Here is a 16,379-nt window from a genome sequence, read left to right on the forward strand (position 1 = left end):
ACCTGCGGCTAGTTTCCTAGTTTGCTCTTTGATTCTCATTGAGTATAAAACTCATGATGTTTATGATATTCCTAGTAGACAACCGTCCACTTTTTTTATATAATAAAACTAAACCATATTGGTTGAGTTTTAAAAGTGACTCAACTAAAAATTAGCTTTTCTAAGGAAAATCATTTAAGATAAGGTTCTATACTAGGAGGTGAAGTATGTATCAGCCAGAAAAATTAAAGGCTCGGAGGAAAGAGTTAAAACTGACACAGAGGGAAATTGCAGAGCAACTTGGGATTAGCTTTCAGGCTTATTCGGCTTGGGAACGTGGGATCAAGGAACCGTCCCAGGAAAAAGTTGCTCAGCTAGAGAACATTTTGAAAGTAGCAAAAGGTTATTTCACTCAGATTGAGATTGTTCGTCTCTACAATAGCCTCTCCAAGCAAGGGCAGGAGAAGGTTGTTCTCTATGCTCGCAATCTGGCTCAAGAGGAACAAGACAAGAAAGTGTCGACCATGCCAGAGCGACTCTACGAGTACCGTGTCTACGAACGCATGTCAGCAGGAATCGGGGCTTCGGTCTACGATGATCAGAATTTTGATACTGTTTACTTTAATGAGGAGTTAGCCCATGATTTTGCGTCCTGGGTGGCTGGGGATTCCATGGAACCTAAATATCAAAATGGTTCAGTGGCTCTGATTCGAGAGACAGGATTTGACTATGACGGGGCAGTTTATGCAGTGGTTTGTAATAACCAGACCTATATCAAACGGGTTTATCGGGAGGAAGATGGCTTGCGTCTAGTCTCTATCAATCCCAAATATAAGGACATTTTCATTTCCTATGAGGAAGATCCTCGTATTGTAGGGATTATCGTTGGGAATTTTGTGCCGATGGAGGGTTAGCCTATGGGCTACTTTGATTATTCCAGAGAGCCAAAAAGCGACATTGCCTTTGTCGATATGAAATCCTTTTATGCCAGCGTTGAGTGTGTGAAAAGGGGCCTACATCCGCTGAAGACTTCGCTTTGTGTCATGAGTCGCGCGGATAATTCGACTGGTCTTATCCTAGCCTCCTCTCCCCTGTTTAAGAAAATTTTTGGCAAGTCCAATGTTGGTCGGGCCTATGATCTGCCCTTTGATATCAAAACGCGCAAATTTTCCTATTACAATGCTCGAAAGCAAGGCTTGCCTACCGACTCGGACTATGTTCGTTACATCGAAGATTGGGCTCAAGTGACCTTGATTGTGCCTCCTAGGATGGATGAGTACATAGCGGTCAATATGGAAATCCAGAGAATCTTTCAAAACTATGGTAGCCCAGATGATATTTATCCCTACTCTATCGATGAGGGTTTTATCGATCTGACTAGTTCGCTCAACTATTTCATCCCTGAGAAGAGTCTTTCTCGCAAAGACAAGCTGGATCTGCTTTCTGCCCGCATTCAGAGGGATATTTGGAGGCAGACAGGGATCTACTCTACAGTAGGCATGTCCAATGCCAATCCCTTATTGGCGAAGTTGGCTCTGGACAATGAGGCCAAGCATACCCTGACCATGAGGGCCAATTGGTCTTACCAGGATGTGGAAGAGAAGGTCTGGGCCATTCCCAAGATGACGGACTTTTGGGGGATTGGCAGGCGGATGGAGAAACGCTTGAATGCTTTGGGAATTTTTTCCATCAAAGAATTGGCAACCAGCAATCCAGACCAGTTACAGAAAGTTCTCGGTCAGGCTGGCCTACGTTTGTGGTTTCATGCTAATGGGATTGATGAGAGCAATGTTCACAAGCCCTATAAAGCCAAGTCCCAAGGTTTGGGAAATTCTCAAATCTTACCGAGAGACTACGTGAAGCTACGGGATATCGAAATTATTCTTCGAGAAATGGCGGAGCAGGTGGCTATTAGGCTGAGAAGGGCGGGCAAGAAAACAACCCTTGTTTCTATCTATCTTGGTTTCTCTAAACAGGAAGTCAGGCCGTCTATACACACACAAATGAAGGTCGAACCAACCAACAATACAGCTGTTTTAACGGGCTATGTTTTGAAACTATTTCATAATAAATACACTTCTGGGGCGGTCAGAAGTGTCGGGGTCAACTATTCAGGATTTGTGGATGAGTCCTTTAGCTTGATTTCCCTCTTTGATGATGTTGACAAGTTAGAAAAAGAAGAAAGGCTCCAGATGGCTATTGACTCCATTCGGGAAGAATTTGGTTTTACTTCTCTCTTAAAAGCCAACGCACTGGAAGAAGCCTCTCGTAGTCTTGCTAGAAGCAAGCTGATTGGGGGCCATTCTGCTGGAGGATTAGATGGATTAAAATGATTGATCGTTCTTATTTACCCTTTCAATCCGCGAGAGATTATCAAGATCCAGGTATGCAGAAGTGGATGGGATTTTACCTTTCGGAACACACCAGTTCGCTCAGTGAAGAAAAAAATCGGGTTGATTTTTCGACAGATTTGATTCTAGATGAGAAACTACACTTGCTTTCTCAGCTTTATGTTGGCCAACTGAAGGGAAGTTTTGTGGTCAAGGAAAAGAAGCAGAAAGCCACTATCATCGGTAAGGTGAGAGAGTTATCTTCTAAATCATTATCTATTAGAACAAGCGATGGTTACAGGATGATAGAGATTGCAGATATCCTTGAAATTCGACTGTTGGAGGAGGGAATGTATGACTAGAAGAGAGTTGTATGAAAATAAACTGCAGATGGATTATTTTTCAGATTCCTATATTCGTTTTGAAGAGGATTTTCAAAAATACTCTGCCATGAATGTACCTCTGACTTTCTTGATTGATGACATCCTACGAACCATGGCGATGAATCAGAAAAACTACTTTGTCTTAAACAAGGAAAATGCCAAGGATGGGTGGGAGCATCGTTTTTATTTTAGGGTGGTAACGGAAAAAGCGTGTCCTAGAAATAGGACCTATGTATATGCTGGGGTTAAAAATAGTGGCCAGTAGAGGGGAGTCTGCTGTAAATGTATCATTTTTACAACACTTCATGGCTCATATCATGGGGTGTTTTTCTATTCAAGTCAAAGCCCATCAAAAAATCCCACTATTCTTAGGCTAAAGGAGAACTAATAATAGTGAGATTGTGAAATTATAGTAGTTTTTGTATCGCCTCTTCAATTTGTTTTGGGTCTGTTTTTGAAGAGAAGCGTTCAAAGACCTGCCCATCACGACCAATGAGAAACTTAGCGAAATTCCATTCGACTCGTTTTCCCAGTGGGCCAGATTTTTGTTCTTTCAACCAAACATAGAGAGGGTCTGCTTCCTTACCGTTGACCTTGATCTTGGCAAAACGTGGGAAGGTGGTTTGATAATGTAGGCTACAGAAGGCGTTGATTTCCTCTGCGCCGCCTGGTGCTTGTCCCATAAACTGATTGCAAGGAAAGTCTAAAATCTCAAAACCTTGTTCTTGATAGCGATCATAGAGTTCTTGAAGTCCTTGGTACTGGGGCGTTAAACCACATCCAGTAGCAGTGTTGACAACCAAGAGAACCTTACCACGATAGGTCTCTAGTGGAGTTTCTTGATGGTCTTGGTTCAAGACTGAAAAATCGTATAGTGAAGTCATTGCTTGCTTTTCTCCTTCTGTTTGGTATTTTTAGGAGTTTTCTCCTCCTGTAGTGATAGAAATCCGTAGGTCAGGGTTCCAAAAATGCTTCCGATAATCAGGCTATACATCAGGAAAGGAATACTTTTATCGAATTGCATGAGCAACTTTCCAAAATCTGAAAGGGACATCTGTTGAACGAAGACTTTATGAAAGATGAGTAAGGTAAAGAAGCCAATCTGAATACCGATAAACACAATCCAGCTTCGGAATTTGATTTGAGCTTTGCTGTAGGTTTTGAGAATGATTTCTGATTTGTCATCCTTTTCAAGATGAAGCTCTTGGACGGCTTTTTGAGCTTTTATACTCATGAACAAAATGAGTCCAAAATAGATGTAGGGCATAACATTTCGAACAATTTCTATAAAGCTTCCGAACAAAATATAGAATAGGAAGAGAATGAAGGAAGAGTAAAAGATTTGGATCATGGAACGGGCGCAAGCCTTGTAGATAACCTCTTGACGGCATTCATCAAAAGGCCCTTGGATATGAAAGAAATTTCGAAGTAAGCGAGTTGTTAAGTCTTCTTTTTTCATGGGTGATTTCTCCTAAATGAACGATGTTATTTTGTTTCTTTTACGAATTGATAGAGATAATAAAGATAAGTAATAGAAGAAAGGATGGCGATAGTTAGCAGTATATAATATTTCCAATTGCTTGAAATGAGCGTCAGCTGTGGTAAGGATAGAAAGGATAGAATCATAAAGCATAGTGCTAGGTTGAGTATGCGCGTTTTTTGGGAATCTATCTTTAGATAAGTCAATCCTTTGTTGAGTGCTGGAACAAAGACTGGAAGGAGGACTATATCGTAGATTGGCAAGTTCCCTGAAACGATGATGAAGATGAGCAGAGAACTGAACAAAAGATGATAGGTAAGTAAAGTTACTAGTGATTTCATAGGGTACCTCCTAATCCTCATCTTGATCTTTCTTAGCTTTTGCAATGCGACGGGAGATGAGGAACTGTATGCTTGCTCCGAAGAAGATAGAACCGAGAATGCTTGATACACCATTTCTTATAGTAAGAAGAGAATTAAAATAGTCCGGACTTTCACCTATGAGTATACTGAGAAGAGGAGTTATAAAAAACATCCATAGACCAAAGAACAAACCTGCTTTCAGACCTGGGTAATGTAGTTGCTTACTTTCTTTCTCACTCAGCATATCTGGATCAATAGCTGTAATCCCTGTTTTTTTCATTTGGTAGGTGACATAGCCAGCAGCGATGAGGGCAATCACTAAAATCAGAGGAGGATAGATTAGAGCCACTTCTTGAGGGTATTTATAGGCCAGAAGGAGTGGAATAAGATTTCCGAAAATCATCAGATAAAAGAGGACGATAAAGACTTGGTTCCCGATACGATCGATCTCACGCCGTTTGTATTCGTCAAGGGGACCAGAAATGCCGTATGTTCGTTTGATGAGTTTTTCAGTGAAGGTTTCTTTTTTCATGAGTTGGCTCCTTTTTTAAAAATTATCCTCCCAAAAGAGACTATTGAGGTCAGTTTGGAGGCTGCGGGCGAGATTGAGACAGAGTTCCAGGGTTGGATTGTACTTGTCGTTCTCAATCATATTGATGGTTTGTCTCGAGACACCGATATCCTTGGCTAGCTCGAGCTGAGAAATGCCTAGTTCCTTGCGAAATTCTTTCACACGATTCATCTGGACTCCTTTCTGCTTTATGTCGTATATATTTGACTATATTATATTCTTCTATGGAGTGAATGTCAAGCATATTTGACATATTTCTTAAAGAAATCTTACTTGTTTTTGCCCTATTTGTCTGACTAGTGCAAGCTGGTCGGATTTATGGTAAAATAGATAGGATATGACAAAAGAATTTCATCATGTAACGGTCTTACTCCATGAAACGATTGATATGCTCGACGTAAAGCCTGACGGTATCTACGTTGATGCGACTTTGGGTGGAGCGGGCCATAGCGAATATTTATTAAGTAAATTAAGTGAAAAAGGCCATCTCTATGCTTTTGACCAGGACCAGAATGCAATTAACAATGCGCAAAAACGTTTGGCACCCTATATCGAAAAAGGGATGGTGACTTTTATAAAGGATAACTTCCGTCATTTACAGGCACGTTTGCGCGAAGCTGGTGTTCAGGAAATTGATGGAATTTGTTATGATTTGGGAGTGTCTAGTCCTCAATTGGACCAGCGTGAACGTGGTTTTTCTTATAAAAAGGATGCGCCACTGGACATGCGGATGAATCAGGAAGCTAGTCTGACAGCCTATGAAGTGGTGAACCACTATGACTATCATGACTTGGTTCGTATTTTCTTCAAGTATGGTGAGGATAAATTTTCTAAACAGATTGCGCGTAAGATTGAACAAGCACGTGAAGTCAAGCCAATCGAGACAACGACTGAGTTAGCAGAAATTATCAAGTCGGCCAAACCTGCCAAGGAGCTCAAGAAGAAGGGCCATCCTGCCAAGCAGATTTTCCAGGCTATTCGAATTGAAGTCAATGATGAACTGGGGGCGGCAGATGAATCTATCCAGCAGGCTATGGAGATGTTGGCTCTAGATGGTAGAATCTCAGTGATTACCTTCCATTCACTAGAAGACCGCTTGACCAAGCAATTGTTCAAGGAAGCTTCAACGGTTGAAGTTCCAAAAGGCTTGCCTTTCATCCCAGATGATCTCAAGCCCAAGATGGAATTGGTGTCCCGTAAGCCAATCTTGCCAAGTGCAGAAGAATTAGAAGCCAATAACCGCTCGCACTCTGCCAAGTTGCGCGTGGCCAGAAAAATTCACAAGTAAGAGGAAAAAATGGTAGATAAGAAAGAAACAACCAGTCAATTCTTGCAGAATCGTATAAAAAAATTCTCACGTGTGGAGAAGGCTTTTTATCTTTCCATCGCTTTTACGGCTCTCGTTTTAGCAGTGAGCATTATCTTTATGCAGACACGGCTCTTGCAAGTGCAAAGTGATTTGACAAAAATCAATGCGCAGATAGAGGAAAAGAAGACAGAGCTGGACGATGCCAAGCAGGAAGTGAACGAATTGATTCGTTCAGAGCGCTTGAAAGAGATTGCAGATAAAAAAGATTTGAAATTGAATAATGAAAATATCCGAACAGCGGAGTAAGATATGAAATGGACAGAAAAAATAACCCGATTTGCGATAAAAAATCGTAAATCTCCAGCAAAAAACCGTAGGATAGTTGGCAAGTACCTCAGCTTTGTAGCTGTTGCCCTTTTCGCCCTCTTTTTGGCCAATTTTGCGTATATTATCGCAAAAGGTAATATATTTGGTACTGACTTGGTAAAAGAGGCTAAAAAGGTTCACCAAACAACTCGAACAGTACCTGCCAAACGCGGGACTATCTATGACCGAAATGGAGTGCCTATCGCTGAAGATGCGACCTCTTATAATGTCTATGCTGTTATTGATAAAAAATACAAGTCAGCAACGGGTAAAATTCTTTATGTAGAGGATTCGCAGTTTAATAAGGTAGCTGAAGTCTTCCATAAGTATTTGGATATGGATGAAGCTTATGTGAAAGAGCAATTAGCTCAACCAAATCTGACCCAAGTTTCTTTTGGAGCAAAAGGAAATGGGATTACCTATGCCAATATGATGGCGATTAAAAAAGACTTGAAAGATGCTAGTGTGGAAGGGATTGACTTTACAACTAGCCCTAACAGAAGCTACCCAAATGGCCAATTTGCTTCTAGTTTTATTGGCTTGGCCCAACTCCATGAAAATGAGGATGGCAGTAAGAGTTTGTTAGGAACTTCTGGTCTGGAGAGTTCGTTAAATAGCATTCTTGCTGGGACAGACGGTATTATTACCTATGAAAAAGACCGTGTAGGAAATATCGTACCAGGTACAGAACAGGTATCGCAGCAGACTGTGGATGGCAAGGATGTTTATACCACTCTTTCAAGTCCCTTGCAGTCCTTCATGGAAACACAGATGGATGCCTTTCAAGAAAAGGTAAAAGGCAAGTACATGACAGCTACCTTGGTCAGTGCTAAGACAGGTGAAATCCTCGCCACGACTCAAAGGCCTACCTTTAATGCCGATACTAAGGATGGCATTACAAAAGACTTTGTCTGGCGCGATATCCTCTATCAGAGTAACTATGAGCCAGGATCAACCATGAAGGTGATGATGTTGGCAGCAGCTATTGATAATAAGACTTTCCCTGGTGGAGAATACTTTAACAGTAGCGAGTTGAAACTGGCAGATGCAACCATTCGAGACTGGGACGTTAACGAAGGTTTGACGAGTGGTGGAACAATGACCTTTTCTCAAGGTTTTGCCCACTCTAGTAATATCGGAATGACCTTGCTCGAGCAGAAAATGGGAGATGCGACTTGGCTCGATTATCTCAATCGCTTTAAGTTTGGAGTGCCGACGCGTTTTGGTCTGACTGATGAGTACACAGGTCAATTGCCTGCAGATAATATTGTCAATATTGCCATGAGTGCATTTGGTCAGGGGATTTCTGTAACGCAGACCCAGATGCTACGTGCTTTTACAGCCATTGCCAATGATGGTGTTATGTTAGAGCCGAAATTTATCAGTGCACTTTATGACCCTAATGACCAATCTGTTCGTAAATCTCAAAAAGAGGTTGTCGGAAATCCTGTATCAAAAGAAGCGGCATCAGTCACGCGTGATCACATGGTTATGGTTGGAACAGACCCTACATATGGAACTATGTATAATCATAGTACAGGCAAGGCAACTGTCAATGTTCCGGGTCAGAATGTGGCCCTTAAATCAGGGACTGCGGAGATTGCGGATGAGAAAAATGGTGGTTACCTTACAGGTTCAACAAACAACATTTTCTCAGTTGTATCTATGCACCCAGCGGAAAATCCTGATTTTATCTTGTATGTAACGGTTCAGCAACCTGAACATTATTCAGGTATCCAGTTGGGAGAATTTGCCAACCCAATCTTGGAGCGGGCTTCAGCTATGAAAGAATCTCTCAATCTTCAATCTCCAGCCAAGAATTTAGATAAAGTTACGACAGAGTCTTCTTATGCAATGCCTAGCATCAAGGATATTTCACCTGGTGAGTTGGCGGAAGCCTTACGCCGAAATATTGTGCAACCAATCGTTGTAGGTACTGGAACAAAGATTAAAGAGACTTCTGTAGAAGAAGGGACCAATCTTGCACCAAACCGACAAGTTCTCCTTTTATCGGATAAGGTAGAAGAAATTCCAGACATGTATGGCTGGAAAAAAGAAACTGCTGAGACCTTTGCTAAATGGTTGGATATCGAGCTGGAATTTGAAGGGTCAGGTTCTGTTGTACAGAAGCAAGATGTTCGGACTAATACAGCTATCAAAAACATTAAAAAAATTAAATTAACTTTAGGAGACTAATATGTTTATTTCCATCAGTGCTGGAATTGTGACATTTTTACTAACTTTAGTAGGAATTCCGGCCTTTATCCAATTTTATAGAAAGGCGCAAATTACAGGCCAGCAGATGCATGAGGATGTCAAACAGCACCAGGCAAAAGCTGGGACTCCTACAATGGGAGGTTTGGTTTTCTTAATTGCTTCTGTTTTAGTTGCCTTCTTTCTTGCCCTATTTAGTAACCAACTCAGCAATAATGTGGGAATGATTTTATTTATCTTGGTTCTCTATGGTTTAATCGGATTTTTAGATGACTTCCTCAAGGTCTTCCGCAAAATCAATGAGGGGCTAAATCCCAAGCAGAAATTGGCTCTTCAGCTTCTAGGTGGTGTCATTTTTTACCTTTTCTATGAGCGCGGTGGCGATATGCTTTCAGTCTTTGGTTACCAAGTGCATCTAGGGATTTTCTATATTGTCTTCGCCCTTTTCTGGCTAGTTGGTTTTTCAAACGCAGTCAACTTGACAGACGGAATTGATGGTCTGGCTAGTATTTCAGTCGTGATTAGTTTGTCTGCATATGGAGTTATTGCCTATGTGCAAGGTCAGATGGATATTCTTCTGGTGATTCTAGCCATGATTGGTGGCTTGCTCGGCTTCTTCGTCTTTAATCATAAGCCTGCCAAGGTCTTTATGGGGGATGTGGGAAGTTTGGCTCTCGGTGGAATGTTGGCAGCTATCTCTATGGCTCTCCACCAAGAATGGACTCTCTTGATTATCGGAATTATTTATGTCTTTGAAACAACTTCAGTCATGATGCAAGTCGGCTATTTCAAACTGACTGGTGGTAAACGTATTTTCCGTATGACACCTGTCCATCACCATTTTGAGCTTGGAGGATTGTCTGGTAAAGGAAATCCTTGGAGCGAGTGGAAGGTCGACTTCTTCTTTTGGGGAGTGGGGCTTCTAGCAAGTCTCCTGACCCTAGCAATTTTGTATTTGATGTAAGAATGGCACCCTGATGTTTCAGGGTGTTTTTGCTTTTTAAAAAATATTGGTCAATTAAAGTCAAATTCCTTGACCTTTTTTGACTAATGTAGTATATTATGAACGTAAGGTAAATGAAAGCCTTACTAGAACACTTATTTAAAGTAAAATAGAAAGAGGTGGGGTCTATGTTTAATCTAGAAATCTTTAGAAGTAAAGATAGTCTACTCCTGCTTGAAAAAGAAAAACCAGAAATAGTACGTAGAGTAGCGATTTAGCTAGTCTAAATTTTTTAAAGAAAAAGTCAAAGATAGTCAATATCAGTAATAATAAATAACAAAAAGAGGTAAAGAATATGAACAACAACTTTAATAATTTTAACAACATGGATGATTTATTTAACCAATTGATGGGTGGTATGCGTGGATATAGTTCAGAAAACCGTCGTTACTTGATTAACGGCCGTGAAGTAACGCCTGAAGAGTTCGCTCACTATCGTGCAACGGGTCAATTGCCAGGAAATGCAGAAGCTGATGGACAAATGAAACAACAGTCTTCAGGTATGAAACAAGACGGTGTCCTTGCAAAACTAGGTCGAAACTTGACTGCAGAAGCACGTGAAGGTAAGTTAGATCCGGTTATTGGACGTAATAAAGAAATCCAAGAAACTTCTGAAATTCTTTCTCGTCGCACAAAGAATAATCCAGTTCTCGTCGGTGATGCTGGTGTTGGTAAAACTGCAGTAGTAGAAGGATTGGCCCAAGCTATCGTGAACGGCGACGTTCCTGCAGCAATCAAGAACAAAGAGATCATTTCTATTGATATTTCTGGACTTGAAGCTGGTACTCAATACCGTGGTAGCTTTGAAGAAAACATTCAAAACTTGGTAAACGAAGTCAAAGAAGCTGGAAATATTATCCTCTTCTTCGACGAAATTCACCAAATTCTTGGTGCTGGTAGCACAGGTGATGGTCAAGGATCTAAAGGTCTTGCTGATATCTTGAAACCAGCTCTTTCACGTGGAGAATTGACAGTGATTGGCGCAACTACTCAAGATGAATACCGTAATACTATCTTGAAAAATGCAGCCCTTGCTCGTCGTTTCAACGAAGTGAAGGTTAATGCTCCATCAGCAGAGGATACTTTTAAAATCCTTCAAGGAATTCGTGATCTCTATCAACAACACCACAATGTTATTTTGCCAGATGAAGTCTTAAAAGCTGCCGTTGATTATTCTGTTCAGTATATTCCTCAACGTAGCTTGCCAGATAAGGCTATCGACCTTGTCGATGTTACGGCGGCTCACTTGGCAGCTCAGCATCCAGTAACAGATGTTCATGCTGTTGAACGTGAAATTGAGGTAGAAAAAGACAAGCAAGAAAAAGCAGTTGAGGCAGAAGATTTTGAAGCAGCTCTAAACTATAAAACACGCATTGCAGAATTGGAAAAGAAAATCGAAAACCATACAGAAGATATGAAAGTGACTGCAAGTGTCAACGATGTGGCTGAATCTGTAGAACGTATGACGGGTATTCCAGGATCTCAAATGGGGGATACGGACATCGAACGTTTGAAAGATATGGGTCATCGTTTGCAGACGAAAGTTATTGGTCAAGATAAGGCCGTTGAAGCAGTAGCAAAAGCTATCCGTCGTAACCGTGCTGGTTTTGATGAAGGTAACCGTCCAATCGGTAGCTTCCTCTTTGTAGGTCCTACTGGTGTCGGTAAGACTGAGTTGGCTAAACAATTGGCTCTTGATATGTTCGGAACGAAAGATGCTATCATCCGTTTGGACATGTCAGAATACAGCGACCGCACAGCCGTATCTAAATTGATTGGTACAACTGCAGGTTATGTTGGTTACGATGACAACAACAATACCTTGACAGAACGCGTCCGTCGCAATCCATACTCAATCGTCCTTCTCGACGAAATTGAAAAGGCTGACCCTCAAGTCATCACCCTTCTCCTTCAAGTTTTGGATGATGGTCGTTTGACAGATGGTCAAGGTAACACTGTCAACTTCAAGAATACGGTGATAATCGCAACTTCAAACGCAGGCTTTGGTTACGAAGCTAACTTGACAGAAGATGCTGATAAACCAGAATTGATGGATCGTTTGAAACCTTACTTCCGTCCAGAATTCCTTAACCGTTTCAATGCTGTCATCGAATTCTCACACTTGAGCAAAGAAGATCTTTCTAAGATTGTAGACCTTATGTTGGTTGAAGTTAACAAGACGCTTTCTAAGAAAGACATTGACTTGGCAGTGAGCGAAGCTGCTAAAGAATACATGACTGAGGAAGGCTACGATGAAATCATGGGTGTTCGTCCACTCCGTCGTGTGGTTGAACAACAAATCCGTGACAAAGTCACAGACTTCCACTTGGATAACCTTGATGCTAAACACCTAGAAGCTGACATGGAAGATGGTGTTTTGGTCATTCGTGAAAAAGCCTAAATCAAGATTTTGAAAATAAAAAAAGGAACCAGTTCAAAAGCTGGTTTCTTTTTTATTATTAGATGACATGACGTTCAAAGGCATCGTCAGAGATTCCTTGTTGGAGAATCAATTTTGCCCATTCTTTAGCTGAAAAGAGGCTGTGATCCTTGTAGTTACCGCAAGATTCGATGGTTGTTCCAGGGACGTCTTCCCAAGTAGTAGTCTCAGCGATTTCCTTGAGCGAATCCTTGATGACGGCCGCGATTTCAGCACTGGTGTGGCGCCCCCACATAATCATATGGAAGCCTGTGCGGCAACCAAATGGTGAACAGTCAATCATGCCGTCGATGCGGGTACGGATGAGCTTGGCTAAGAGGTGCTCAATAGTGTGAAGGCCAGCGGTAGGGATAGAGTCTTCGTTTGGTTGCACTAAACGAATATCATAATTGGAGATGATGTCTCCCTTTGGTCCTGTTTCTTCCCCAATCAAGCGAACATAGGGTGCTTTAACAATGGTGTGGTCAAGTTCAAAACTTTCAACAATAACTTCTTTTGACATGGTAAATCCTTTCAGTTTTCTTCTTTCATTATAACATAAAGCCAGCTCTTGAGACAGAGAGAAAACCTCTCCGAGGGTGGAGAGGTTCAAATCTTTATTTACGATACAAGCGGTCGTATTGGTAGTAAGGATCAAAGGTTACGTTGATCCCTAGTTTACGAAGGACATTCTTGTCTTCATCGGTTAAGATGATGGTTGAGTGGGCTTCGCTTCCTTTGAGGTTGCCAAGTTCTTCCATAGCACGAGCAGCATCAGGATTTTCTGTAGCTGTGATAGCAAGTGCAATCAGGATTTCATTTGAATGAAGGCGTGGATTGCGGCTACCCAGATGATCGATTTTAAGACCTTGAATCGGTTTGACAACTTCAGGTTCGATTAGTTTTACTTCTTTAGCGATGTCAGCTGATTTCTTGATGGCGTTGATAAGAGCAGCGGCTGTAGGGCCAAAGAGCTCTGAGTTCTTACCTGTGACGATTTCCCCATTTGGCAATTCAAGGGATAGGGCTGGTCCGCCAGTTTCTTCAGCTTTTTGGCGTGCAGCAACAGCAACCTTACGGTCTGCTGGTGTGATACCGAGGTCATTCATAAGTAACTCAATTTTCTTGACAGCAGCTTCGCCAATTTTTTCGGCTTTAAAATCAAGGACCGTTTGATAGTAGCGGCGGATGATTTCTTGTTTAGAAGCTTCGATAGCAGCCTCATTATCTGTAATAGCGAAACCAACCATGTTGACCCCCATATCTGTCGGTGAAGAGTATGGAGATTCACCTAGAATGCGTTCTAACATGCGCTTGAGCACTGGGAAAATTTCGATATCACGGTTGTAGTTGACAGTGGTTTCTCCATAGGTTTGGAGATGGAAAGGGTCAATCATGTTGACATCATCAAGGTCAGCTGTAGCAGCCTCGTAGGCCAAATTGACTGGGTGATGAAGGGGAAGATTCCAAACTGGGAAGGTTTCAAATTTAGCGTAGCCAGACTTGATACCATTGATTTGGTCATGGTACATATTTGACATACAAGTTGCCAATTTTCCAGAACCAGGTCCAGGAGCAGTTACGACAATCAAGTTGCGACTAGTTTTGATGTAGTCATTTTTTCCCATTCCTTCTGGAGAAATGATATGATCCATATCTGTCGGATATCCTTTGATTGGATAGTGAAGATAAGAATCAATTCCGTTTTTCTCAAGTTGGTTGCGGAAGGCATCTGCAGCTGGTTGACCAGCGTACTGTGTGATGACAACGGAGCCAACAAAAATTCCTAATTCATTGAATTTGTCAATCAAACGAAGAACTTCTTGGTCATAAGAAATACCCAAGTCACCACGTGCTTTGGAATGCTCGATATTGCTAGCATTAATAGCAATCACAACCTCAACCTGCTCTTTCAATTCTTGTAAGAGCTTGATTTTGTTGTCAGGCTCATAACCAGGAAGGACACGAGCGGCGTGGAAATCTTCTAACATTTTGCCACCAAACTCCAAGTAGAGTTTGCCGTCAAATTGGTTAATACGCTCCAAAATGTGGTCGCGCTGTAGATTCAAATATTGTTCAGAACTAAAAGCTTGTTTTTTCATTTTTTTACCTCTGACCTCTATTATAATAAAAAAATGGAAGTTAGGAAACTATGGAGTTAAAAAAGGAATCAAAAAGATTAGGCAAACGCTTGCATAAAAATCTGAAAAGCGCTATCATAGACTGTAGATTATTAAAATAATGAGGTAAGAAGATGCAAGAAAAATGGTGGCACAATGCCGTAGTCTATCAAGTTTATCCTAAGAGCTTTATGGATAGCAACGGAGATGGAATTGGCGATTTGCCAGGAATTACCAGTAAGTTAGACTATCTAGCCAAGTTAGGAATTACAGCGATTTGGCTTTCTCCAGTTTATGACAGTCCTATGGATGATAATGGCTATGATATTGCTGATTATCAAGCGATTGCGGCTATTTTCGGGACCATGGAGGATATGGACCAACTGATCGCAGAAGCTAAGAAACGTGATATTCGTATCATCATGGACTTGGTGGTCAATCATACCTCAGATGAACATGCTTGGTTTGTCGAGGCCTGTGAAAATCCTAACAGCCCTGAACGTGACTACTATATTTGGCGGGATGAACCCAATGATTTGGATTCTATCTTTAGTGGTTCTGCTTGGGAATACGATGAAAAGTCAGGTCAATACTATCTCCACTTTTTCAGTAAGAAACAGCCTGATCTCAACTGGGAAAATGAAAAACTTCGCCAGAAAATTTATGAGATGATGAACTTCTGGATTGATAAAGGCATTGGCGGTTTCCGTATGGATGTTATCGACATGATTGGGAAAATTCCTGATGAGAAAGTAGTCAATAATGGTCCTATGCTCCACCCTTATCTCAAGGAGATGAATCAGGCGACCTTTGGAGATCAGGATCTCTTGACAGTAGGGGAAACATGGGGAGCAACGCCAGAGATTGCCAAGCTCTACTCGGATCCAAAGGGGCAAGAATTGTCTATGGTCTTCCATTTTGAACATATCGGTCTTCAGTATCAGGAAGGTCAGCCTAAATGGCATTATCAAAAAGAGCTGAATATCGCTAAGTTAAAAGAAATTTTTAACAAATGGCAGACAGAATTAGGAGTTGAGGACGGTTGGAATTCGCTCTTCTGGAACAATCATGACCTTCCTCGTATCGTCTCAATCTGGGGAAATGACCAAGAATACCGCGAAAAATCTGCCAAAGCCTTTGCAATCTTGCTTCATCTCATGAGAGGAACACCTTATATCTACCAAGGTGAGGAGATTGGGATGACCAACTATCCCTTTGAAACGCTGGACCAAGTAGAAGATATTGAATCCCTCAATTATGCGCGTGAAGCTCTTGAAAAAGGCGTTCCGATGGAAGAAATCATGGACAGTATCCGTGTCATTGGACGTGACAATGCCCGTACCCCTATGCAATGGGACGAGAGCAAAAACGCTGGTTTCTCAACAGGTCAACCTTGGTTGGCAGTCAACCCAAACTATCAAGCAATCAACGTTCAAGAAGCACTGGCAAATCCAGATTCTATTTTCTATACCTATCAGAAACTGGTTCAAATCCGTAAGGAGAATAGCTGGCTGATTCGAGCTGAATTTGAATTGCTTGAAACTGCTGATAAGGTCTTTGCTTATATCCGTAAAGATGGTGACCGTCGCTTCCTAGTCGTCGCTAACTTGTCCAATGAAGAGCAAGACTTGACCGTAGAAGGAAACGTCAAATCGGTCTTGATTGAAAATACCACGGCTCAAGAAGTTTTTGAAAAACAAATCTTGGCTCCATGGGATGCTTTCTGTGTGGAATTACTATAAACATTTTTTACAGAAAAATCTAAAAATGAAATCGTATAAAAACAAGGGAGGACTGTATGAAAGGCAGAAATCCTTTGTTTTTTTATGACTAAGATTTATAA

At 41.4% G+C, this 16,379-nt stretch carries 17 protein-coding genes; 10 read left to right on the forward strand and 7 right to left on the reverse strand.

Going from position 1 to position 16,379, the window contains the following annotated elements; all coding sequences use genetic code 11:
* Window positions 1–206 precede the first annotated feature (206 nt).
* From HMPREF2764_RS08305 to HMPREF2764_RS08320, 4 genes are read left to right on the forward strand one after another with little or no spacing between them, the layout of a single operon-like run.
* On the forward strand, window positions 207–893 hold the full coding sequence (locus HMPREF2764_RS08305) for a LexA family transcriptional regulator (protein ID WP_070528710.1): 687 nt from the start codon (window positions 207–209) through the stop codon (window positions 891–893).
* A 3-nt stretch (window positions 894–896) separates the two neighbouring features.
* Window positions 897–2,312, forward strand: a complete 1,416-nt coding sequence (locus HMPREF2764_RS08310; RefSeq protein WP_070528714.1) for a Y-family DNA polymerase — start codon at window positions 897–899, stop codon at window positions 2,310–2,312.
* A complete protein-coding gene (locus tag HMPREF2764_RS08315) occupies window positions 2,309–2,671 on the forward strand; it encodes a hypothetical protein (protein ID WP_070528717.1) in 363 nt (120 codons plus the stop codon). The genes HMPREF2764_RS08310 and HMPREF2764_RS08315 overlap by 4 nt, the downstream gene beginning before the upstream one ends.
* On the forward strand, window positions 2,664–2,957 hold the full coding sequence (locus HMPREF2764_RS08320; protein WP_070528720.1) for a DUF5960 family protein: 294 nt from the start codon (window positions 2,664–2,666) through the stop codon (window positions 2,955–2,957). The genes HMPREF2764_RS08315 and HMPREF2764_RS08320 overlap by 8 nt, the downstream gene beginning before the upstream one ends.
* A 142-nt stretch (window positions 2,958–3,099) precedes the next feature.
* Here HMPREF2764_RS08320 and HMPREF2764_RS08325 read toward each other — a convergent pair whose 3' ends face one another.
* From HMPREF2764_RS08325 to HMPREF2764_RS08345, 5 genes are read right to left on the reverse strand one after another with little or no spacing between them, the layout of a single operon-like run.
* Complete coding sequence (locus HMPREF2764_RS08325) at window positions 3,100–3,576, reverse strand: glutathione peroxidase (protein ID WP_000203038.1); 477 nt, start codon at window positions 3,574–3,576, stop codon at window positions 3,100–3,102.
* Window positions 3,573–4,151: a DUF3278 domain-containing protein gene (locus tag HMPREF2764_RS08330; RefSeq protein WP_000711238.1), complete on the reverse strand. Its 579-nt coding sequence runs from the start codon at window positions 4,149–4,151 to the stop codon at window positions 3,573–3,575. Before HMPREF2764_RS08330 ends, HMPREF2764_RS08325 begins: the two co-directional genes overlap by 4 nt.
* Before the next feature lie 26 nt (window positions 4,152–4,177).
* Window positions 4,178–4,513, reverse strand: coding sequence for a hypothetical protein (locus tag HMPREF2764_RS08335; protein ID WP_070528723.1), 336 nt, complete (start codon window positions 4,511–4,513; stop codon window positions 4,178–4,180).
* A gap of 10 nt (window positions 4,514–4,523) precedes the next feature.
* Window positions 4,524–5,066, reverse strand: a complete 543-nt coding sequence (locus HMPREF2764_RS08340; protein ID WP_023946651.1) for a DUF3278 domain-containing protein — start codon at window positions 5,064–5,066, stop codon at window positions 4,524–4,526.
* A 15-nt stretch (window positions 5,067–5,081) separates the two neighbouring features.
* On the reverse strand, window positions 5,082–5,276 hold the full coding sequence (locus HMPREF2764_RS08345; RefSeq protein WP_001082471.1) for a helix-turn-helix transcriptional regulator: 195 nt from the start codon (window positions 5,274–5,276) through the stop codon (window positions 5,082–5,084).
* A gap of 166 nt (window positions 5,277–5,442) precedes the next feature.
* Between HMPREF2764_RS08345 and rsmH the strand changes: the two genes are divergently transcribed.
* The 5 genes from rsmH to HMPREF2764_RS08370 all read left to right on the forward strand — a co-directional run bounded on the left by rsmH (window position 5,443) and on the right by HMPREF2764_RS08370 (window position 12,398).
* Window positions 5,443–6,393: a 16S rRNA (cytosine(1402)-N(4))-methyltransferase RsmH gene (gene rsmH, locus HMPREF2764_RS08350; protein WP_049500347.1), complete on the forward strand. Its 951-nt coding sequence runs from the start codon at window positions 5,443–5,445 to the stop codon at window positions 6,391–6,393.
* A gap of 9 nt (window positions 6,394–6,402) precedes the next feature.
* Window positions 6,403–6,720, forward strand: a complete 318-nt coding sequence (gene ftsL / locus HMPREF2764_RS08355; RefSeq protein WP_000227824.1) for a cell division protein FtsL — start codon at window positions 6,403–6,405, stop codon at window positions 6,718–6,720.
* 3 nt (window positions 6,721–6,723) lie between these two features.
* Window positions 6,724–8,976, forward strand: a complete 2,253-nt coding sequence (gene pbp2X / locus HMPREF2764_RS08360; RefSeq protein ID WP_070528727.1) for a penicillin-binding protein PBP2X — start codon at window positions 6,724–6,726, stop codon at window positions 8,974–8,976.
* 1 nt (window position 8,977) lies between these two features.
* Window positions 8,978–9,958, forward strand: a complete 981-nt coding sequence (mraY, locus tag HMPREF2764_RS08365) for a phospho-N-acetylmuramoyl-pentapeptide-transferase (protein ID WP_070528730.1) — start codon at window positions 8,978–8,980, stop codon at window positions 9,956–9,958.
* Window positions 9,959–10,292: 334 nt separating this feature from the next.
* Window positions 10,293–12,398 carry an AAA family ATPase gene (locus HMPREF2764_RS08370; RefSeq protein ID WP_070528733.1) on the forward strand — a complete coding sequence of 702 codons (2,106 nt, stop codon included), beginning with the start codon at window positions 10,293–10,295 and terminating at the stop codon, window positions 12,396–12,398.
* A gap of 58 nt (window positions 12,399–12,456) precedes the next feature.
* Here HMPREF2764_RS08370 and HMPREF2764_RS08375 read toward each other — a convergent pair whose 3' ends face one another.
* Both HMPREF2764_RS08375 and HMPREF2764_RS08380 read right to left on the reverse strand, forming a co-directional pair.
* Complete coding sequence (locus HMPREF2764_RS08375) at window positions 12,457–12,939, reverse strand: S-ribosylhomocysteine lyase (RefSeq protein ID WP_023946639.1); 483 nt, start codon at window positions 12,937–12,939, stop codon at window positions 12,457–12,459.
* 94 nt (window positions 12,940–13,033) lie between these two features.
* Entirely contained in the window at window positions 13,034–14,518 is a 1,485-nt protein-coding gene (locus HMPREF2764_RS08380; RefSeq protein ID WP_070528737.1) for a DUF1846 domain-containing protein, read from the reverse strand.
* A 152-nt stretch (window positions 14,519–14,670) separates the two neighbouring features.
* Between HMPREF2764_RS08380 and HMPREF2764_RS08385 the strand changes: the two genes are divergently transcribed.
* The gene (locus HMPREF2764_RS08385; protein ID WP_070528740.1) at window positions 14,671–16,278 is read left to right on the forward strand and encodes a glycoside hydrolase family 13 protein; all 1,608 of its coding nucleotides are present in this window, start codon (window positions 14,671–14,673) and stop codon (window positions 16,276–16,278) included.
* Window positions 16,279–16,379 lie beyond the last annotated feature (101 nt).

Source organism: Streptococcus sp. HMSC073F11, from assembly GCF_001810785.1.
Lineage (GTDB): Bacteria > Bacillota > Bacilli > Lactobacillales > Streptococcaceae > Streptococcus.